Consider the following 21,155-nt stretch of genomic DNA (forward strand, 5'->3'; position numbering starts at 1 on the left):
GCATCGGTGCAAGGCGCCCCGGCTTCAGCCGGAGTTACTTCTCGAGCCAGACGTTCGCCCAGTCACCTTGCACGCTGAGTGCGTAGGGAAGGAAGTTCTGTACTCGCTTGCTGTGATACAGCACTGCTTTCGGTGCAGCGATCGGGATGACCACGGCGTCTGACATGACCTTTTCGTCGACCTCACCCCAAAGTTTGGCGGACTCTTCCGGGTTCTCTGCTGCGATCGCTTTCGCGGCCAAAGCCGACGCTTCCGTGTTGTTGTAATCCATGTAGTTGTAAGTTTGCGGAGTCTTATCAAAGGTGAACTGCGGCTGGAATACGGAACGGGCCGCCCCGCCTTGCCAGTCGGGTGTCCAACCCACGGGAGCGATGTCCCATGCACCCTCGGCTGTGGACGAACGGTTGGTCAAGAACTTCGAGTAGTAGTCAGTTGGGTTCACCGGGATCAATTCGACTTCGATTCCGGCTTCACCGAGGCTCGCCTGAATGGTCTGCGCGACCTGCGCTTCGAGGTCCTTGGTGCGGTAAGGCATTTTCAGCTTTAGACCGTTTGCGTATCCGGCCTCGGCGAGGAGTTGCTTGGCTTTGGCTGGGTCTCCCTTGTCATCCGGAGTTGGGTACAGATTGAACTCGTGAAAACCGAGGATTCCGGGTCCAAAAATGCCGTGCTGAACTTTGGTGTTTTCGGTCCCACCCAAGGTCTGCACAACTGCCGCCTTGTTCACTGCATATTGAAGAGCCTGCCGTACCTTGAGGTTCTTCAACGCACCATTGTTGTTGCCGGTTTTGGTATTCATCCAAATGAACGGGTTGACCTGCCCCGAGGCTACTGTCGATATCTTGGGGTCCGATGCGGCCCGAAGCTGCTGGGCCACGGAACTTGAAATCGTGGTGTCAAAGGCCATATCCAGGGAGCCGGTCTGGAGCTGCTGGGTCACGGCGTCCGATGACAACCCCATCGTCATCTCTACGCCGTCGACGTGAGCGGCCCTCAGCGGGTCGGAAGCGGCTCTCCACGAAGGATTGCGCTCCAGCGTCAATGCTTTGTCCGGTGTGTATGATGCGACCCTGTAGGGTCCACTGGCGATGAAGTTGCTGCGGTACTCCGGTGAATCAGGAAGGTAATCCAAGACCTCAACTGGGGCGGGAGTAGCGGCAGCCAGCGACAACATGTAAACGAAGTCACCTGCCTGCTCCTTCAAATCGAAACGAACTGTCGTGGGATCAGGTGTCGAGATCCCCGCAATGTCGTTCTTTTCGATGTATTCCTTCATCGCTGCCGGCTCGGGGGATACGCCCGAGAAACCCTCGCAAAACTCGTCCATCCCCTTAACCAGCGTGCTGAAATAAGAAACGTGTGCGCTTGCCTGGTAAGGGTTGCAGAGGCGCTTGATGCCGCGTTCAACGTCTTCCGCGACGATGGGCCTCGCTGTGTTAGGAGTGTCCCATTGCACCCCCTCACGCAACTTGAACGTATACGCGCGGCCGTCGTCGGTCGGTGCAGGCACTTCACTGGCCAGGTCGCCTTTGGGAGTGATGCGCGCGGATTCGTCCTCCGCGGTTTCGTAGCTGACGAGTTGTCGGGTGACTGAACGTATAAGAGCGCTCACGGGCACATAGGCGGTCAGCGCCGGATCGAGTCGATCGATGTCTCCGTTGGATCCGACCTTGAGGATCCCGCCTTTTATGGGCTCACCCTTTGTGTTCCCTTTGTTTTGCGCATCATCTAGGCTGCATCCCGCCGATGAGGTTATAAGGACCGCAGCCCCAAGAATGGATAGCGCCGCTTTGACTCGAACAGAAGCTGGCATCATTTCCCTTTTCGTAAATGTGACCTCAGCCACTTTTCTGATATGTGACATGGTACAGGGGAGCAAGATGATTCTGTCAAAGTCAAGATGCGCCCTGAGTTGTCTTCTTCGAGCCCTCGGATCGCGAGGATCATGATGCGGTTGCAGGTGACCGCATAGACCAACAGTGTTCCAGCATCGTCCTTGCCACCCACGCAGATGTCGTAAATACGCCAAGCGATTTGCGTTGCTACCACCTGTACTCCCTTCACCGCGTCCACTGCGCAGGGGGCATTCCGCGGGCATTGACTGTCTTTACGCCAAGCCCGTGAGGCTCCAGCGATGCAGATCACAACTGACTTACGAGGGCTTAAGGTCGGTAATCACAGAAGGCGACAGGTCTAACCGAGCCAGAGAACAGTTTTGGTATTAAATTACAAAAGTGTCTGCTCCATCGAAGCAGCCTGGACACGAGAACGCCTTCACGAAATCGCCCGTAGGGCTGAGGTGTCAGAGCACAAATGGGAACACTGTAATAGCGCCTGAGGTTCGAACTCCGGGCCGCTCGCAAGGCCCCGCTGTTGCAAGAACTCCCATGTATCAACGATTCCGGCGTTTCAGTAGGTCAAACCAGCCTAAATGAACGCTGAAAGCGTCCATGAACGCCTTCGTTTGCGTATAGAGCCGTGGCAGCTATTGCGCGCTGAGCGGCAGCTACGATCGGAGTCGTCAATGGGTCCGCCGCGTGCCGCGACCGGCCTTCCCTCAATGAAGGAGCTTTCCGTTGGGGCATGCCTTCCCCGTTGTCGTTGAAGTGTGTTTCCCCAAGCAACACATCAGAGGTGGCAGGGGTCGGCTCAATCCCGGATCACCGTCGTAGGATGTCGTGAATGTCTATTCCGAGGCTCTTGGTTAGGCGACATAAGCCATTGGTGGACTCTATACATAATAGATACTCACCAATCTGAAATTTCTCACTGTTGGTAACCGTTAGGCAGGAACTGAAGCATGAGAGTGGGATTGCGGTTACAGGGAACCAGCTGCCGGACCGTTGTACTGGACGGACGTACGGTAGTTTCTTCTGTTCGTGAGGAGCACGCGGACAGCTTGCCGGAAGCACTGGAATCTTCTTTGTCAGAGCTCCGTCGTGAGTTCGGGTCAAATATCACGGAAATCACCGCCGACGTTGGACGGGTCTTGGCGGAGCGGAAACTGGGCGATGTCGTTGCCATCCGCATTTCCCCCCGTCCCTCCGCGGATGTATTCCACATGACCGTGCTGCCATCCCTGGTTGAGCCGGCGGTGGGCCGCACCCTGCATGTTGGCGGGGGTCACGACCTGCGTGGACGGCCTCTGGCTCGGTTGGATTTGGAAGCGTTTTTAGCCGATCTGCCCGGCGTCCTTCGTAGCGGTGTACGAAGCGTAGCGATCACTTCCGTCGGTTCGACGGCGTCAAAGGACCATGAAACGCGCATAGCCGACGCCATTTTAGGCAAGGACAGGGACATGCGGATCAGTATTTCCAGTGACTTCTATTCGAGCGTTTTCCGGGACCGGGACTACACGGCAATCCTGAACAGCGCTCTCATGGAGACGGGGGAAATGCTGTCGGACATGCTTGAGAAGGCAGGCCGACGACAATTCCCGGCCACCAAATGGTCGTTTGCAAAGAACGACGGCGGCCGCTCACCACTGTCCCGACTGGCTTTGGCTCCTGTGCAGGGGTTGCGCCCCGAGCCTGCGATGGGAATCCTTGGCGCGATTACATTGGCGGGAATCGACGAGGGGGAGGTTATTCTCTGCACAGAGAATGGGGTCTCCGTTGGCCACACCCGTGGAGGCCTACCTGTAGCAAGAAGCCTCATCCGCCAAGGATTTGACGCCAGCCTCGCCAGTAACGCCGCGATTCTCGAGCCGTACACCGTCCACCATCCGGTCCGGACAGATGTCCCCTCCGTAATCGCCGACCTCCGCGAGTCGCAGGAGACTGAGTTGCCATTCGGGCTGGTGCCCACACTGTCGGCGGCGCAGGACGCCGCCCTGGTAGGGTCCGCCGCGGCGCCACTGACAGCATGGATCGACAGGCTGGCGACCGTCAGCGGTCGATTGGATCTGGAACGGGTACAGAACCTGGCCGAAGAGGACGCCCACTCAGCGGCAGTCCAGTTGGGCGCTGTCCCCGGGCAAACCCGGATTATTGAATCGAACGTCTATGCCATGCCCTACGGCAATCCCGGAATCGTTCGAATTCGGGTCCAAGCTGCAGGAGAAACTTCCGCGCCGGAAGCTCGCTTGCTACCCACAGTCACGTCGGGAGCCACGCCATGAGCACGGTACTCACTACCGAGGACGTCCGGAATCTCCGTACCGGAGCTCACTTCCTGGCCTGCACCATCGACCCAACGGCTATCTACATTTACGCAGAGATGATCCAACGGGCGATGAAGGACCGATCCTTGGAACTCATCACCGTTGATGAGCTCGCTCCCGACGACCTGGTGGTGGCGGTCGGAATGGTAACGCAGGGCCTATTCATCGCCGACATGCCTCCAGTGGGCGACGAATTCCTCGGCTGCATCCGTGCCATCGAGACCAGCCTCGGCCGGTCCGTGCGGGCGATCTATCCTCTCGCCGCTGCCAACATCAACGGAATCGCCCCTCTCATGGTTGGGCTGCAGTCCTCGCTGCCTGTCATCGATTCCGACCCCATGGGCCGCGTCTTCCCTTTGATCAGCCAAACAACGCTGAACATTGGAAACGTGCCGATCGGCCCGATTGCGCTGATGGGGGTAACCGGGGACCGGGCGGTGATTGAGGCCGAAAGCCCGCAGCGGGCCGAAACCCTGGTACGGGCACTTGTGACCGAACTCGGCGGCTGGGCAGCCACCGCCATGTATCCATGTTCTGCGCAACAGTTGAAGGAGCATGGCGTCCATGGCACCATCAGCCGAATGATCCGGATCGGGCAAATCCTCAATGCGACCACTCCGGTTGAAAGGAAGCTGTTGTTGCTCACCGATCTCCTCGGGACCACGCTCATCGCCCGGGCGCGCGTAAGCCACATCGAAAGCCTCTCCCGGCCCACCGATCTCGGACTCCCCGCGCAGCCGTCGAGCGTTACGCTCGAAGACCTAACCACCGGACGTATCGTTCGCCTTGAAATTCAGAATGAGATTCTGCTGGTCCTCGTGGATGGTGGGGTAGCAGCCGCAGTTCCGGATATGGTGACTCTGCTCAGTTCCGAACAGGGCACGGTGGTAAATATCGACGACGTTCAGGTGGGCGACGTCATCGACATCTTAAAGATCACTGCAGATGCGGCATGGTATACCGAGACAGGGCTTGATCTCAGCGAACCAAAGGCTTTTGGCATTCCGATCGGGCACCCGAGGAGGCGACGTGCGCAAACCTAAGAACGAAACCCGCCTCGATGTCGCCGGGTTATTGGCACACGGCTCCCTCCGCGGCACCACCCCGTTGTATCTCACTCCGTCCGGCGGGTTAGTGGAAAGCGTCGTTCTTGTATCCCAGCTTGAGGCAATCCGGGAGGTGCGGCCCAATACTGTGGTCGTTCTGTCCTCGGAGATGGGGTCAGGGGGCTGGCTGGTGTCCGCGGCCCTGCGCCATGCCTGGGAGCGGCGGGCAAGTGCCGTCGTCGTTGCCGGCAGTGATTATGCCAACGCTACGGTCGGGCTGGCGGAACGACTGGGCGTCACCCTGCTTGCGACTGATGGGGACCCTGCGGCGCTTGCCTTGGCGTTGGCGGCCGAGATCGGAGCAGCGCTATCGGTGGTCGACGCGGAACTGGTGCGAGTCGCCAAGACGGTCGCAAAGGACGCCAACCTCGCTGATGTCCTCAAGACCATTTCCAGGGAACTGGACGGGGTTGGACTTTCGCTGGAATACGACGGCGTGGAGGTGGCCTCCGCCGGCATGCCTGCCCGCGAGGCTGACGAAGTCATCACCATGGAAGTTGGCGAGGCCAATAGCGCCGTCCACTTCGACTTCACAGCCCGTGTGCCCGCCTCCGGCGTCCAGAACTCGCGGCTCGTGCAATCGATCCTTGAGGTGTCCGCCCCCGCGGTGAAGGCCGCCTGGCTGCTGGAGGACATTCTCAGCACGGCCCAGGCCGTTCCAACAGCGGCGATCGCGGCGTTGGACGCGGACCCTGACTCGTCAGGCGCGAGGTTTGAGGAAAAACACCGATATCTGCTGAACCAGTTGGGCTGGCGCGACGGACTTCCCTACATTGCGGTGTTTTTCCGTGGTGGGCCGGAGCAAGACCATCGACCCGGTCTGACCGCCGTGTTGCGGCTGCTCTGGCGCAAGGTCGCAGTACGCAGCCCCTTAGCCGAGGTCCGAGATGGCTGGCTGACGCTCGTACCAGCCGACGACCAAGACGCCTCGACCAAGATCGGCAAACGAATCAGAACGCGTCTTGGTCCAGCTCTTGCCGAGCTTGGCTTGGTGGCGGGACTATCCCGATGTCATGAGGAGGCCCCGCCCCTGACCGTGATCGTGCGTGAGGCCCGGCTGGCTTCTGAAACAGCTCGCTCCACGGGTCCAGGCACGGTCCTAAGTTTCGGCAGCCTAGGGGTGGCAGCGGCCATGACCTTCCTCGACATGGATTCGGTGGCAATGGTGGCCGAACTGGCACTGCCACGGCTGATGGCCTCGCCTGACCGCGACGTGATACTGACCGCGGTGGCTGTCTTCCTCGATCACCGGGGCTCAGTCAGTCTCGCCGCGAAATCCCTTAACCTGCACCGGAACACCCTCCAGGCTCGGCTTAACCGGGCACGGGATCTTGGCGTCCCGCTGGATGTCCCCTCCGAGCTGCTGTCCGTCCACCTCATCTCCAAAGTGGTGGTGGGGCGGTCCATGCCAAACTGACCTTGCGATGAGGTTGGGCAGGTACTGCCGCGGCGATGGCGGGACCCCTAACCCTCACCGCAATGGTGTTGGGGTTAGGGGTCCGCTCATCTGCCTCGCCACCGGGAAGCCAAGGCAACCACCATATTTGGGTGCTCCCCTAGTTGCCCTCGGGTGGATGAACGTTCTATACGAGCAAGCAGTCCGCGTGGCAGGTGGAAAATTTACACGGGCAATGCAGTCATTGACACCATGTGCTTTGGCTCCAAGGCCGGGAAGAACCGCTCGCGTTCCTGGGCGGTGGGACCGTCGTAGCCCAGACGCTTGCTATGCGTCCAACCGAACCGACGGACGGAGTCGACAAGCTGTTCGGCATGTTTTAGCGGCGCAACGGTCGCATCGATCACCGGGACGCCAAGTTCCTCCTGGACCGTTCGGAAGAACCCGAACTCTGCTGTGCAGCCGAGGATAATAACGTCTGCGCCGTCCTGTTCCACGGCTTTGCGGGCTTCGGTCATGATTCGGTCTTCGGTAAGTGCTGGATCCTGCTGGAAGTCATCCACTCCCATCTCGAGCACGCGCCATGAAGCAAGACGCTCTGAGGCGCCGCAACGATGGACGTTTTCGGCCATCTCGGGAATCCACTTTTTCCGCCCGACGAGAATGGAGAATCGCTCACCCAGGCTTCCTGCGATGCTGAGCGCCGAGTGTGCCGGGCCTACCACCACCATACGATCGGTGATTTCGCGTGCCGCCCGTAGCGCCGGGTCATAAAAACAACCTATGACGGTCGCGTCATAACCTTCTTCTTCCGCCCACCGCACGGTGCGTAAGAGCTGTGGCAGCATGAGTGCTTCGAATGCGTTGTATTCGACGTGGGAAGGGCCTTCTCCGTCGAGGGAGACGACGTCGACCTCGGTGCCGGGACGGACGATCTGCCGGAAGGAGTCCGACATCGTACGGTTGTAGGCATCGGTGTAGAGGGGGTTGATCCACAGGATCCGAGCAGTGTCAGATGTGGCGTCGAGATTGTTAGTGGTGCTCATTCCAATTCACTTCCTTCTGTTTCGGGCAAAAACAAGCCGAGGACGACCGTGACAAACAAGAACGTATTGATGAACAAAATTGTCGACGTTACTCCCGTCGCGGAGGCGAGCAGGAAACCGACGAGACTCGGTGCGATCGTGTTCGCGACGCGCTGGCCGAAGACGCCAAGTCCGAAGCCAGAGCCACGCATGGTGGAGGGGTAAAGCTCGCCCATCCATGTGTCCCAGACGCCCCAAGCTCCCTGACCGAAGAATGCTAGGAGGAACATTCCGATGTACATCTCGGTCGCCGTTGAGGCCGTCGCGAAGTAGAAACCGCCAGCGGCTGCCGCGAGAATGTAGGCGGTGAAGACCCACTTGCGGCCGAATTTTCCTGTCAGGAAGGACGCCGTCATGTATCCGGGAATCATGATCACTGCACTCAGTGCGATGAATGACAGGCTCGATGAGGCGCTCAAACCTCGGCCTTCAAGCAATGTTGGCATCCAGGTCTGAAGACCCCAGTAGCCCCACGAGAACGTGAAGTTGATGAGGATTTGGACCATGGTGATCCGGCCCATCCTCCCCTTGAATAGACTCCAGATGGACCGCGTCTTACCCTCCGAGACCGTAAAAACGGTGCCACGGACAATGCCTTGGGCGCCGAGGCGTTCGAGGACATTGTGGGCGTCTTCGTTGCGGTGTTGACGAGCGAGCCAATATGGGGATTCCGGAACGACCTTGTGCAAAACGATGCCCCACAAGCTCGCAAGAGCGCTGACAGCGATGACCCACCGCCAACCATGGTCTCCGACCAAGGCCGTGGTTCCGAGGGCTGCCAGTATGCCTACCGGCCACCCTGCAGCGAGATAAACCGCAGCCTTTCCGCGGCTCTTGACCGGCAGGAGTTCTTCAAAATACGGGAACGTGATGGTAAAGAGACCACTAAACAAGAACCCGGACAGGAAGCGAGCTACCGTGAGGGTCTCAAAGTTCGGTGCGAAGCTGCTGAGAAGGGTGATGACTCCGTAACCGGCAAAGCTCCATGCACACGTAGCTTTCCGGCCGATCCGGTCGGAAATTGGGCCCCAAAGGAGTGATCCGGGGATCATGCCGAGGAAGAGCGCCGAGATAGCGATCCCCACCTGGGTTGCGCCGACTTGAAGGCTGGTCGCCAAATCACCGGCGATGTAGGTGAGGATGAGCATCTCCCAGGCTTCTATGGCGAAAGCGAAGAAGAGGACGGCTCCGATCTTGACGTGAATGGACCCAAAGGGCATGTCGCGAAACGCGTGCCCAACAGCCATGGAGCCCGGTGGACGCGCGGTCCCGGGTGCTGGCCCTGAAATGCGTGGGTCGATATTGGACATGACTTTGACCTCCGGTAATAAGGACAGGGTGGGAAGGACATGCAGCGCTTTCGGTCACAGGGGCCGGGTATCAATGCAAGCGCGGGGCACCTCGGAGCAGCTCGTCCAAGCCTGCCGCGGAGTGATTGCACTCACACTACAAATGAGGGCTGCCGGGAAGTATTCACATTGCACTTATTTGGAGCACCTCTTTGGGCATGAAGCACTGTCACCGAAAAAGTGATCAGGTGTTTCATGGGGACACAAGGATTCATGATGTCCGGAAAATGGAAATTTCACTCATTCCGTTGTGATGCTTATCACGAGGAGACCTCACACTGCTGGGTCGAACCCGAACTTCCGAGGTGCCGGGCAGAGTCATCTGTGGCCGCGTTCTCGCCCACCATTTATGCATGCCGCTGCTTTGAGCAGTGTCCAATCGTGCATTTTGCCCATCGTCTGGTTCGGCCCTGTAGGTAGCGTGATCTCCCACACACCACCTTCCAAACCCGGACTTATCAGGAGATACACATGCCGAACTACAGGGTGTCGATGGACATCGGCGGAACCTTCACAGACATTGTGGCGTACGACCAAGCCGCCGGAACCTATGCGGCCACGAAAGCGTCCACCACTCCGGGGAACTTGAGCGCCGGAGTCATCGCGGGCCTCGAATCGATTGTTGTTGACCTAGCCGACATCGATTTCCTGGTACACGGCACCACCCAGGGGCTGAATGCGTTCCTGGAACGCCGGGGGGTTCCCGTGCTACTGCTGGCAACCGCCGGCATCGAAGATACCTATCACATTGCACGTGGCCCCCGTCTTGAGCTCTACAATGCCCAGTACCGCAAGCCTGCCCCGCTGATCGAGCGCAAGGACGTCATCGGCGTCAGTGGCAGACTGGACAGTCAAGGACAGGAACTCGTGCCCTTGGACGAACCTGCAGTCCGCCAAGCGGCGCGCCGGGCAGTGGAGGAGGGCTACGGCGCCGTCGCCGTTGCGTTCCTGTTCAGCTACAAGAACCCCTCACACGAACTCAGGGCCCGCGAAATCCTGCTCGAGGAACTCGGGGAAGAGTTCACGGTCTCCCTTTCGCACGAAGCAGCCAAGGAGTGGCGCGAATACGAGCGCACGTCCTCCGCCGTCGTCGAGGCCTACACGGGGCCAGTCGTACGCAACTACCTCCTGGACTTGGAAGAAAAACTCGGTGACCGGGGAGTGGAAGCCCCGCTGCATATCATGCAGTCCTCAGGCGGCGTGCTTACCGCCGAGTCCGCCCGTAAGCGCCCGCTGCAGACACTGCTTTCCGGCCCGGTCGGCGGCGCCATGGGCGATGTCGAACTGGCCGGTGTCTCGGGAAACCGCAACCTCATCGGCGTGGACATGGGCGGCACATCCTTTGACGTGTCCTTGGTGGTCGACGGCAAGCCGGACGTCTCCACGGAAGCCCACCTTGAAGGCCTACCGATGCTCATGAGCGTCGTCAACATCCACACCGTCGGCGCTGGCGGCGGCTCCGTCGCGTGGCTCGAAGCCGGTGGCCTCCGGGTAGGACCGCGTTCCGCAGGAGCCACCCCCGGGCCGGCCTGCTACGGCCGCGGCGGGACGGAACCGACAGTCACTGATGCCAACCTGGTGCTCGGCCGTGTCGACCCCGACTGGTTCGCCGGCGGGCAGGTCGCCTTGGACCGTGAAGCCGCGATCACAGCCCTGAGGACAGTTGGTGATCAGCTGGGCCTGGACCCCATCGCCATGGCCGAAGGCATCTGCGACGTCGCCAACTCTCAGATGGCCCAGGCGATCCGTACCATCACCATCTCCCGCGGCATCGAACCGCGCGACTTCGCCCTCGTGGCCTTTGGCGGTGCAGGACCCATGCATGCCGTGTTCCTGGCAAAGGAACTCGGGATTCCGGAAACGGTCGTTCCCCGTTTCCCCGGTGCTTTCTCCGCCTGGGGCATGCTGCAGACGAACATCCGCAAGGACTTTTCCGAACCGTACTTCTACCTCGACGATGACATCGACGTCGCAGACATGGCCGGCATCTTGCGCTCCATGGAAGCCGAAGGCCTGTCGTCACTCATCTCGGAAGGCGTGCTGGAGGAAAACCGCGCCACCACGGCGTCCGTGGACGTCCGTTACCAGTCGCAGGAGTTTTCCCTGAACGTTCCGCTGACTTCCGCTGACGAACCGGAGTCTCCGGACTTCGTCGCCAACCTCGCTGTCCGTTTCTCCGCGATGTACCACGAGCGCTACGGCCATTCCAATCTCGGCGCCCCGATTGAAATCGTCACGCTGCGCACGCAGGCCGTCGGCGACCTGGGACGGCTGGAAGCTCCGAGTTACAAAACCGCGCAGGGACCGGATTTCAAGCACGAAATCCGCCGGGTGGTCTTTGACCACTTCGAGCACGACACCACCGTCGTCCGCCGTGACGACCTCGGCGCCGGTCACACATTCGAAGGACCCGCCATCATCGTGGAGCAGACTGCCACCACCGTGGTGCCCCCCGGGTTCAACGTCAAGGTCGACGAGTTCGGCTCCCTGGTCATCCGCTCTGAAGACGTCGAAAGCAAGTGAGGTAACAAAAATGACAATTACAGCAGTCAAAACCCTGGATCCCGTTACGGTGGAAATCATCCGCAATGCGCTCACCAGCGCCGCGGACGACATGAACGCCACCCTGATCCGCTCCGCTTACTCACCCATCCTCTACGAGGGCGGGGACTGCGTTGTGGCCCTGCTTGACACCGAGCACCGCGTGCTCGGACAGTCCGCCGGTTTGCCGCTGTTCCTAGGCAACCTGGAAACCTGTTCCATTGCCGTGGAGGAGCTGTACGGCCGCACGGTCTGGCAGGAAGGGGACATCTGGATTCTCAACGATTCATACCTGGGCGGCACCCACCTGAACGACGTGACCATTTTTGCTCCGATCTTCGACGAAGGCGCGGTGGTCGGATTCGCTGCCACACGTGCTCACTGGATGGACATGGGGTCCAAGGATGTCGGCGGTTCGATGGACTCGACGGACATTTTTCAAGAGGGATTCAGGATGGGTCCGGTCAAGCTGGTCGAGGCCGGAGTTGAAACTTCTGTTGTGGACTTGATCCGGACCAACGTGCGCTTCCCCTACCAGACCATTGGTGACATGCACGCGATGATCGCCGCCCTCCGGATGGGGACCACCCGAATGAAGGAGCTCGTGGGTCGCTACGGGATGGAACAGCTCGATGCCGCCAGGGATGAGATTTTCCGCCAAACGGAGGAAATCGAGCGTGCGACCGTGCGCAACATCCCGGACGGCGTCTACGAAGCCGAGGGCTACCTGGACAACGATGGCATCAATCTGGATACTCCCATTGCGATCAAGCTGCGGATCACCGTAGCCGGCGACACGGTTGACTTCGACGTCACCGGCTCGGCGGACCAGACCATGGGTCCGGTGAACTGCGGCGCCGCCCAGGCCGTCTCGGCACTGCGCGTGGGCTACAAGCTCCTCGTCAGCCCGGAGTCCAACTCCAACGGCGGATCCTTCCGGCCAATGACCACCCAGGTGCGGTCCGGTTCAGTGCTGGGCGCCGTGACGCCGGCCCCGTGCCAGTGGTACTTCTCGCACCTGGGGCTGCTGATAGACCTCGTTTCGAAGGCAATGGCCCCGGCCATGCCCGAACGCGTCGCCAGCGCCAGCCACGGTGACTCAATGATCATCACCGCCGCCGGTTTCGACACACGCTTCGGCCGGAACTTCGTCACCATGGAAGCAACTCTGGGCGGCTGGGGTGCCTGGCAGGGCACGGATGGTGAATCAGCCATGATCAACAACGTCAACGGCTCCCTCAAGGACCTGCCCATCGAGATGCTGGAGACCCGCTACCCGTTCCGGATCAACGAGTACTCCATCCGCCCCAACTCCGGCGGGCCCGGGCAGTACCGCGGCGGCAACGGCGTGGTTCGAGAATACGAATTCCTGGCCGACTGCGTGGTGGGACTCTGGTTCGAACGGTCAAAAACCCCCGCGTGGGGGCTGTTCGGCGGATCCGACGCCCAGGGCCCCGAGGTTGTGATCAACCCCGGCCGCAGTGATGAGGTCCGCACCCTGAAGGCGAACGCCCACAAGGTCAAGGCCGGCGACGTCGTCCGCCTCGCCGTGGGAGGAGGCGGCGGCTTCGGAGAGGTCTCCAAGCGCTCCCGCGAGGACGTAACCTACGACATCGTCAATGGTTTCATCACCGAGGACTTCGCCAAGACGCATTACGGCTACTGAGCACGTCAACGGATGGCTTCCCATCAAGAACAGAAAGGACTCCATGAGTTCCCAATTTGAATCCTTCGAGGACGCGTACGCCAACGCCCAGGAAACAGTGGGCGTCACGCTCTTTACTGCCTCCGTCATTGCCGATAATGGTGCCAGTATGGCCCGCATCTATACCACCCATCCCGATATCTATCCGGTGGGCGGGAAGAAGACGATCGCAGGGGACACCAACCCCGCATGGCTGGCGCAGGTGCTCCATGGACAGCAGCCGTTCCTGGGGGTGGATAAGGAAGCGGTCCGCGCATTCTTCTTTGATGCGGCCACCATCGAGTCATTGGGCTGCGGGGCCATCGTCAACGTTCCGATCGTGAGCGACGGCCAAACTATCGGCTCCATGAACTTCCTCGCACCCGAAGGCAGCTACGACCAGAAATCGGTCTCGATAGCCATGGACGTCGCCCGGCGTTCCGTGCATCTGTTCAACGAAGCTCTTACCACCATTAACTAACGCCTCCGCGGGCGGGCATCCAGTGGGGCCCGCCCGCGGAGCAAGAGTAAGGAACCGCCAGTGACAACTCCGGGAAGCCTCACAATCCGGAATGCCCTAATCTTCGACGGTGAATCACCTGATTTGATTGAAGGCTCCATCAGCATCCGGGATGGCCGAATCATCGCCGTAGGACAGGACGTGGAAGAGGTCGGTTCCGCCCTTGACATCGGTGGCCGCACCGTGATTCCGGGACTTATCGATGCACACTTCCATGCTTACGCGCTCAGCCTGACGTCGGACAAGAACGAAACGGGGCCGCTAAGCTATTCCGCTCTTGTCGGGGCGAGACGCCTTGAGGCTGCCCTGCTACGCGGGTTCACCGCCGTTCGTGATGTAGCCGGTGGCGACGTTGGCCTTGCCAACGCCCTGGAGGAGGGTCTTTACCCTGGCCCGCGCTACTTCTTCACCGGCCCCGCGTTAAGCCAGACTGGCGGTCATGGCGACATCCGGGCTGCGGACCAAGGAGGATGCTTCCATGGCGGGCACATGTGCGAAGTGGTGGACGGCGTCGAGAATCTGGTGCGGGCGGTCCGTCACCGGTTCCGCACGGGCGCCTCTGCCATCAAACTAATGACCTCCGGAGGAGTTGTTTCACCGGTCGATCCCATTCGTGTTCCGCAGTACAGCGCCAGGGAAATCCGTGCCGTTACGGAGGAGGCTTCCCGCCGCGGCAGCTACGCCACCGCTCACGCCTATTCCCCCGAGGCCATACGCCATTCAATCCTTAATGGGGTTCGCTGCATCGAACACGGCAACCTGCTGGACGCAGAGACTGCCCAGCTAATGGCTGACAATGACGTCTATCTGGTCCCAACGTTGGTCACCTACGAAGCCATGGAGCGGCGCGGGAAGGAAGTCGGCCTCACCGAAGGGGGAGCGGCTAAGAACCGGGAAGTGCTGGCGGCTGGCAAGAATGCCGTGGCACTGGCCCGAGGTGCCGGGGTCCGGATCGGGTTCGGTACAGACCTCATGGGTGACCTGGAGGATGAGCAGCTGGCCGGACTCCGCCTGCAGTGTGAGGCTCTTGGTGTGTATGGTGCGCTCCGGTCTGCAACGTCGATCAACGCCGCACTGCTTCGGCGCGGTGACCTGGGACGCATCACCGAGGGGTCCCTGGCGGACCTGGTGGTGCTGAACGGAAATCCCTTTTCTGACCCCGCGCTCCTCTGGGACGAACGCAAAATGCGCATCGTCATCAAGGACGGGCAGGTCATCTCCACCGCTGCCCTCCGGGGCCTGGACTTGCCCAAAAATGCTTCTGTTGCTGAGTAACGGGGGGAGGTTGGATTGCCGTACGCGGGCCGCCAGGCACACCCGGAACCCGCTTAGAAGCTTCACTGGAAGGGATGCACTGTTTCTCAGGAGGAACTGGGCGCGATGCACTCCTAGGGCGGTTACTTGCCCTTGGCACATGCAGACGGCGGTTCGCGACTCGTTGAAGGCGAGCAACGCCTCGTTCATCACGATCGCCAAGCAGCCAAACGGCGGCTGGGAGAGCTCCAAGAGTAATACCACGTCGAATCATGACCCGGTTAGTAGCCAAGGCGATAGCCGCTACGGTGGCGATTGGCAACAGGATGCGGAACGATGCGCGGGTCAGGTCCACCCAGAAGTTGCCCAGCCGGTCAGTTGTGGTCCGCACGATGCCCCGGATCAGGGCAACCACCACCACCACAATTCCGACGGCGGCGGACAGGAAATTCTGCACGGCAAGCAGGCACATCTGGACGAAGATGCCCACAGTGGCCCCGGGCGCATACGTTTGCCAGTTGGTGTTGGTGACGAACGAGATGGCCGTGTTCATGGCAACCCAGGGACCCACGCCGGGAAGGGAGTTGCTGCCGGGCAACACGGCCTGCAGGCGCTGAAGAGCGAAAATCGCCAGGATGGAGATCAGCGAGAAGAGCAGAACGCTGCGTAGATAGACAGGCAAGCTCTGTTCGGTCCCGGAGTCCACCCCCGCCAGGCGGTAGAGGGCCCTTTCAACTTTGGCGTGTTGGTTTCTTGAAAAGGGTCTCGCCATATACAAGCCCAGAGGCTTGTGCAGCAGAACCAGCACCAGCACCAGCACGGCTATTTGGGTGATGAAGGATGCAGTACTGAGAACCACTTCTGTGTCACCACTGTTCCGGGTTGAGCAGCACTGCCAGCAGGTATCCTGCAACGGCCACGCCAAGGATGAACAGGCTGAACCACATGATGGCGTCCACGTTCATTGCCCGCTCACCGGGCCATCGCCGTCCACCATCTTGCCCAAAAGGTGGGCCACCCACATCACGATTCCCATGCTCACCACAAGAATCACCACAACAGCCACGTTGGCCACTGGAACGTCCTTTCATCAGTGCCCCTCTTGCGGGGCTGATGTCAGTCAACTCCTGCAAAAGTGATGGAAAGGCGTTCCTTACGAATCCTTAATGTGGACCCGGCAGATCTTGACGCGCTCTTAACGGGCAGGCGTTAAAGATTCGTCAAGTAATCCCCGTTTCATTGGTGGTCCGTATCGGTCATCAGCGTGTCCTGCAGCCTACGCGGGACCACGTTGTCCTCGCGAAATGGCGCCCCGATGCCGCTTGTCCTGCAGCCGGACCTGACCGGTACCGAGTTCCTTCAAATTTCGAGTCCTGATGTTTGCGCTTGGAACACTTTTGTCCAACCAGCCTCAAAGACGATCAATTGCTAGTGGGTAAGAAGCTCTTCATCGTTAGTAGCAAATGCGCCGCTGGTATCTGTCACCGATTTGGATCCCGGAGTTCACTCGACTTCAACAACCCTGACTCAAAGCACCGACGCTGGCCCGCTCCTCTGAATCCTTTAATTTCCGGGAAAAATTCCAACATCTTGACGATCCGGATGGAGGGCCCGCCGTGCCATGTCAAAGTTGGCAATGAGACCCTTGACCGGGTCGAGGCAAGTAGTGCAATACATGAAATAGGGCACCCGGTGTTGAAAGCTGACTTGGGCTGACGGCTCACCAGATTATTTGTTACGTCTATCAACTTCGGGTACCGGACACCTTCGGCAATTTCCTTGATGGCTCTAAGACTGACTGCCTGTGCTGCGTGCGAACATGCCCGCGAGACAACACGCGAAAAGCATCTCCTAATGGTGGTGGCATCCCACGTCTGTGCGGATTCCTCTCACAGCGGGTCTGGCGCCCCATCTTTGCGGACAAGTCCGCACTCACAAAAGACGACGGCGAGGCATCTGACCATCAGCGACCCTCAGCTTCGACGGAAAAGCAGCGTGCATTTGACGCTGCTGAGATCTGCGCATCAGCGGAGTTCGCAAACCTCTCCGGCGCCGCCCTCGTAGCGAAGGTCAAAGGAAGCACCACCTCGTGCATCAACACCCTTTTCAATACCAAGGGTGCCGATGCTGCGAAGCTGTTTTCAGAAGCGCAGATGTCGACCATTGCCCAAGCTTTCCTGTCGAGTGCTAGCAGCTACACGGGTGACAACAGGGACAGTGCCGTTCAACTCGTGCTCTTCCTCCGCGCCGGCTACTACGTGCAGTTCTACCAGTCCGCGACCGTCGGGACGTACTCGCCCGCTCTGAAGCAGAAGGTCGGGGATGCCCTCAATGCATTCTTCAATTCCCCTCAGTCGAATAATGTAACTCGGGAGCATCTGGCCGTGTCTCGGGCTGAGTCGGACCCGAGTAAGTCAAGACATTCAGGGGGCTTCAGTCGGCCGCGACTTTAGCAAGAAACTCGGTATAGCTATCGATAGCGCCAGGAGCTAAAAGTGCGCGTGGCCACACCAAGCCTGTCACAAGTCCAACGGCGGCATTTTCTTCTACGACAGGTCGGGCAAGGCTGTGGTTCCCCTCGACACGTTTAACGCTCAGAAGAGGACCGAAGATAGATTTGTAGGTCTTTTCGGTTTCGTCGACATCGACGTTGCGATCGTGAGAACCGATCACGAGGTGAACGGGGATGCTCCGGGCGGATGACCTCAAAAGGTCTTCGGTGGCGTCGGAGCGGAAATTCTTCAGAACGAAGTTCCAACGTTGCTCGGACATGGGTTCGGCGTCCACTCTCGAGGAGCAGTATTCTTGGTAGGAGGCGGCGTGTTCGAGTAGCTGCCGGGTTCGATCGCTTTGAGTGATCGCTTGTTCTCTCTCCTGTGAGTTTCTTGCTTCGTGGCGGAGTTCGCTAAGAAGGTTGTAGCGGCCTTGCCGGAGCCAGTTGATGGCCGGTCCCACGGCAATGATGGCGTGTACGTCCTCGCGCGAGCTGACTACTTTGGGCAGCACCCATCCGGCCTGACTTGCACCCCAAAGAACGATGCGTTCGGTCGATGTACGGCCGCTTTGACGGGCCCAGTTGATGGCGGCATCTACCTCAGCGGTTCGGTCCTCCATGGATTGTCCTAACCAGTTTCCGTCTGAGTTGTCCAAGCCGGGTTTACTCCATGACAGGGTCGCGAATCCCGCGGCTGCAGCTCCTTTGAACCACGGTGAATACAGGCCGTCGTGGGTCGCGTTGACCGGCCCGTCTCCGTGGACCATGACGACGAGTCCCCTAATTTCACTTTCTAGCGGGGTTGTCAGGACGCCGGTCAGGTTTCCGTTGGGACCCGGGATCATCACGGCTTCCGTTGTGAAGCGATAACTATTCCCGAGTAGGGCGGTTCCGATCAGGGTCAATGCCAGTGCTGCTGCGATGAGGAGGAGAGTCGCACGTCGAGATATTACGTTTTTTTTATTCACGTTCGTATCATATGCGATAGTTGCAAGTATGGAGTCTCTCTCGATTACACATGGTTTCGACGATACTGACCGCCTTGTGGTGGCTCTCCTCTACTGGGAGGCATTTGAACGGAAGCTAAGACCTGGATTCTCCGACAATAGAGATGGAGTGGGCGTGCTGCAGGCCGCGGTAAGGTCTGACCGTTTTCTGGTTGCCCGTAGCATTAGTCGGATAGTTGGCGTTTGCGGCTTTCATAGCACCGGCGCGGGCGCATTAGACCTCTCCTGGTCCCTGCTGCGCAGCAGGCTGTCCACTGCTGCGGCCTTACGCGCATGGCTGCTGTTGTCTCCTCTCGGAAGGGCTGAGAAGGCCGGAACTCTGACGCTCGATGGAATCTGCGTCGATCGCACCGCTCGTGGGTCGGGGGTTGGCACGGCGCTATTGGACGCAGCCTACGATCTTGCCGTCACGGCCGGTGCTTCTGCCGTGAGACTTTCGGTCGTCGATACCAATCCCCGTGCCCGCAGCCTCTACGAGCGGCAGGGCTTCGTGCCTCGAAATAGCGGCAACTTGGGCATACTGGCTCCGATCTACGGATTTGACCACTACACAACGATGGAACGGGGCGTTTGTTCATGATCCGTCCAATTTCACCCAGGACCGTCCTCGAAGCTTTCCTGACCGGCTCTCGAGAAGCCTCACTGGAGGCTGTCTACGACACGGCCAACCTTGCGGGCATCGCCGACCAGCCGATTCGATTAGCGATACGCCGTCTAATCAGTGCCGGCGACGTGACGCAGCACGGCCGCGGACGTGCCGGCACCATAGCCTTGACCAGCAAAGGCGTCGAGCGCCTTGAACGGGATCGACAAGGCCTTGTTCTGGCCATGGCGCAAGATCACGGAGCTGCACCGTGGGACGGCCAGTGGCACTTGATTGCCGTGACCGTACCCGAGCATGATCGAAGCACTCGGGACGCGCTTCGCCGCGAACTATCCGGTCTTGGTGCCTGCGCTATCGCCACGGGGCTCTACGTCACTCCTCATCATCTTCTTGACGTGTTGCCCTGCGCCTCCCAGGGGTACCTTTCCTCGGCCAGCACCTCTGACCTAAACATTCGTGGAACACACGACCCGCGGGCGATCGCCGAGATGTTGTGGCCAGAAGCCCCCATAGTCGACGCCTACGAGGTCATCAACAAAACTCTTTGGGAAGACGCTGCAGACACGAGTACGCCAGACTTAGTGCGCCTACTGGAGCTCGCTGACGCAATGGAGCGTGCGGTGCGTGATGATCCTCTGGTACCAAATGAGCTCCGCCGCGGCGCGTGGGCGCCCACTAGCATTCGCGCTGCATGGGCCCAGCGATGGATTGCTCTACAGGAAGCGGCGGATACCCCCATTTACAGTGGATGGCTGCCTGACGGCTAGTAACCTGCGGTACCGCAACGGTCGATTTATTGCAGTTCCCGGAACGCCGGAGCTTGCGCAGCCTGGGTGCGGAGCGCCTGCGAATTTAGGCCTCCGCACCATGAAGGGTAAACACGGAAGCCGCGTTTACCTGGAAAGCGCGACGTTTTGAGGATCCCGAGGGCAACCAGGTGTGCTGATTCGAACCGGAACAATCCGAAGCGCCCGGCTTCCTCGACGAAGACTAGAAGCCCTTCTGTGGGGTCGTTGTCTGTGAACGGCATCGTTGATCCGTTGTGGCTGCGCTGCCAGATCGCGGTGAAGGCACCCGGCTTTTTAGGAGTTATGCGGGCTGTGCGTATCCGCCAGGCTTCTGAGCCCAAGGTTACGATGCCGGACTCGTAGTCGCTGTTCTGTTCTTCCGGTTGCACCTGACTCGATTCGCCCGGAGATGAAATAACTTGTAGGTAGCGTTCAAACGCTGTGAATTCCACCTTGTAACTCTAGACGGAACAGCTATGGATCCAATCACAGTGGACGGCTGCAACGGCACAGCGGAACTCGGTGCGGGGCGATTTCAGCCTTGTATGGAAATCTGGAAATGTTTCAATCCTGCTCGAAAAGGGATGGGTGCAACCGCACGGCAGCAAAGTCAATTGGTCTAGGTTGGCATGCTCTCCGTTATGCGGCGGTCGGACTGCCCCAGGGGGAGTGACGCTCAGGTTTCTGTGGGGACTGTTGAGGTGTAGCGTGGGGAGCCAGTCCAGCGAAAATCGAAACGCTCCCAGCGACCCACCGTAATAGAGCGGCAGTAAATACGACGCTTCCCGGGACTGATACTTCCCCAGGCGTGTTGCCGGTCCTGCGGCATCCGGTGTCCGGGCCCGTCCAGGAGAAGCAGCACCCCCGCCGAAGGCACCACCTGGGATGGAAAGATGTGCGGCACAGGAAACCGCGCCAGGTCCAACCAAGACGAAAGGGCAGCCCCCAACGCTAGTTGAAGCGTCAATCCAGATCTTCCGATCGTGATGTCTCTCTGACTACGAGAACGCTTGAAGGCAGGGTAAGGCGGGTTCTCTCATCTACTTCTATTCGTCCTACTTCAAAGCCGATATGGGACGTTCCGTCAAGCAGGAGGGGCGTAAGGATTCTTGGTTCTAGAACGGCAACGCCCCGGAGCTTCTCGAAGCAGAGTCAAAACAACTGC

General features: G+C 59.6%; 17 protein-coding genes. 10 read left to right on the forward strand and 7 right to left on the reverse strand.

Going from position 1 to position 21,155, the window contains the following annotated elements; all coding sequences use genetic code 11:
* Positions 1–34 precede the first annotated feature (34 nt).
* Positions 35–1,846, reverse strand: coding sequence for an ABC transporter substrate-binding protein (locus tag ARUE_RS22485; RefSeq protein ID WP_286140398.1), 1,812 nt, complete (start codon positions 1,844–1,846; stop codon positions 35–37).
* A 1,077-nt stretch (positions 1,847–2,923) separates the two neighbouring features.
* On the opposite strand from ARUE_RS22485, the gene ARUE_RS22490 reads away from it, so the two are divergent.
* From ARUE_RS22490 to ARUE_RS22500, 3 genes are read left to right on the forward strand one after another with little or no spacing between them, the layout of a single operon-like run.
* Positions 2,924–4,120 carry a hydantoinase/oxoprolinase N-terminal domain-containing protein gene (locus tag ARUE_RS22490; RefSeq protein ID WP_286140399.1) on the forward strand — a complete coding sequence of 399 codons (1,197 nt, stop codon included), beginning with the start codon at positions 2,924–2,926 and terminating at the stop codon, positions 4,118–4,120.
* Entirely contained in the window at positions 4,117–5,205 is a 1,089-nt protein-coding gene (locus tag ARUE_RS22495) for a DUF917 domain-containing protein (RefSeq protein WP_014923510.1), read from the forward strand. The genes ARUE_RS22490 and ARUE_RS22495 overlap by 4 nt, the downstream gene beginning before the upstream one ends.
* Positions 5,192–6,685: a PucR family transcriptional regulator gene (locus ARUE_RS22500; RefSeq protein ID WP_071162418.1), complete on the forward strand. Its 1,494-nt coding sequence runs from the start codon at positions 5,192–5,194 to the stop codon at positions 6,683–6,685. The genes ARUE_RS22495 and ARUE_RS22500 overlap by 14 nt, the downstream gene beginning before the upstream one ends.
* Before the next feature lie 203 nt (positions 6,686–6,888).
* On the opposite strand, the gene ARUE_RS22505 is transcribed toward ARUE_RS22500, so the two are convergent.
* Both ARUE_RS22505 and ARUE_RS22510 read right to left on the reverse strand, forming a co-directional pair.
* Positions 6,889–7,710, reverse strand: coding sequence for an aspartate/glutamate racemase family protein (locus tag ARUE_RS22505; RefSeq protein WP_014923512.1), 822 nt, complete (start codon positions 7,708–7,710; stop codon positions 6,889–6,891).
* Positions 7,707–9,059, reverse strand: coding sequence for an MFS transporter (locus ARUE_RS22510; protein WP_162486266.1), 1,353 nt, complete (start codon positions 9,057–9,059; stop codon positions 7,707–7,709). Before ARUE_RS22510 ends, ARUE_RS22505 begins: the two co-directional genes overlap by 4 nt.
* 510 nt (positions 9,060–9,569) lie before the next feature.
* Here ARUE_RS22510 and ARUE_RS22515 point away from each other — a divergent pair.
* The 4 genes from ARUE_RS22515 to ARUE_RS22530 are packed head-to-tail and all read left to right on the forward strand — an operon-like array spanning position 9,570 to position 15,118.
* A complete protein-coding gene (locus ARUE_RS22515; protein ID WP_043471895.1) occupies positions 9,570–11,621 on the forward strand; it encodes a hydantoinase/oxoprolinase family protein in 2,052 nt (683 codons plus the stop codon).
* Between the two features lie 10 nt (positions 11,622–11,631).
* The gene (locus ARUE_RS22520; RefSeq protein ID WP_014923515.1) at positions 11,632–13,305 is read left to right on the forward strand and encodes a hydantoinase B/oxoprolinase family protein; all 1,674 of its coding nucleotides are present in this window, start codon (positions 11,632–11,634) and stop codon (positions 13,303–13,305) included.
* A 43-nt stretch (positions 13,306–13,348) separates the two neighbouring features.
* Entirely contained in the window at positions 13,349–13,804 is a 456-nt protein-coding gene (locus tag ARUE_RS22525) for a GAF domain-containing protein (RefSeq protein WP_014923516.1), read from the forward strand.
* 60 nt (positions 13,805–13,864) lie between these two features.
* Positions 13,865–15,118, forward strand: a complete 1,254-nt coding sequence (locus ARUE_RS22530) for a metal-dependent hydrolase family protein (protein ID WP_014923517.1) — start codon at positions 13,865–13,867, stop codon at positions 15,116–15,118.
* Here ARUE_RS22530 and ARUE_RS24875 read toward each other — a convergent pair.
* Both ARUE_RS24875 and ARUE_RS24325 read right to left on the reverse strand, forming a co-directional pair.
* Positions 15,057–15,869 (reverse strand): potassium-transporting ATPase subunit KdpA, encoded by an 813-nt coding sequence (locus ARUE_RS24875; protein WP_286140414.1) that lies wholly within the window; start codon positions 15,867–15,869, stop codon positions 15,057–15,059. The two genes, ARUE_RS22530 and ARUE_RS24875, sit on opposite strands and share 62 nt — an antisense overlap.
* A gap of 94 nt (positions 15,870–15,963) precedes the next feature.
* Positions 15,964–16,062, reverse strand: coding sequence for a potassium-transporting ATPase subunit F (locus ARUE_RS24325; RefSeq protein ID WP_162486267.1), 99 nt, complete (start codon positions 16,060–16,062; stop codon positions 15,964–15,966).
* Positions 16,063–16,908: 846 nt separating this feature from the next.
* On the opposite strand from ARUE_RS24325, the gene ARUE_RS23930 reads away from it, so the two are divergent.
* Positions 16,909–17,550: a M9 family metallopeptidase N-terminal domain-containing protein gene (locus ARUE_RS23930; protein WP_014923519.1), complete on the forward strand. Its 642-nt coding sequence runs from the start codon at positions 16,909–16,911 to the stop codon at positions 17,548–17,550.
* On the opposite strand, the gene ARUE_RS22545 is transcribed toward ARUE_RS23930, so the two are convergent.
* Entirely contained in the window at positions 17,531–18,559 is a 1,029-nt protein-coding gene (locus ARUE_RS22545; protein WP_286140400.1) for an alpha/beta hydrolase family protein, read from the reverse strand. The two genes, ARUE_RS23930 and ARUE_RS22545, sit on opposite strands and share 20 nt — an antisense overlap.
* Before the next feature lie 28 nt (positions 18,560–18,587).
* Here ARUE_RS22545 and ARUE_RS22550 point away from each other — a divergent pair, with 28 nt between their 5' ends.
* Both ARUE_RS22550 and ARUE_RS22555 read left to right on the forward strand, forming a co-directional pair.
* On the forward strand, positions 18,588–19,178 hold the full coding sequence (locus ARUE_RS22550) for a GNAT family N-acetyltransferase (protein ID WP_043471904.1): 591 nt from the start codon (positions 18,588–18,590) through the stop codon (positions 19,176–19,178).
* Positions 19,175–19,969, forward strand: a complete 795-nt coding sequence (locus ARUE_RS22555; RefSeq protein ID WP_014923521.1) for a PaaX family transcriptional regulator — start codon at positions 19,175–19,177, stop codon at positions 19,967–19,969. Before ARUE_RS22550 ends, ARUE_RS22555 begins: the two co-directional genes overlap by 4 nt.
* Before the next feature lie 26 nt (positions 19,970–19,995).
* Here the strand turns inward: ARUE_RS22555 and ARUE_RS22560 are convergent, their stop codons facing one another.
* The gene (locus tag ARUE_RS22560; protein WP_043471907.1) at positions 19,996–20,442 is read right to left on the reverse strand and encodes a MepB family protein; all 447 of its coding nucleotides are present in this window, start codon (positions 20,440–20,442) and stop codon (positions 19,996–19,998) included.
* Positions 20,443–21,155 lie beyond the last annotated feature (713 nt).

Origin of the sequence: Arthrobacter sp. Rue61a, from assembly GCF_000294695.2 — a bacterium.
Lineage (GTDB): Bacteria > Actinomycetota > Actinomycetes > Actinomycetales > Micrococcaceae > Arthrobacter > Arthrobacter aurescens_A.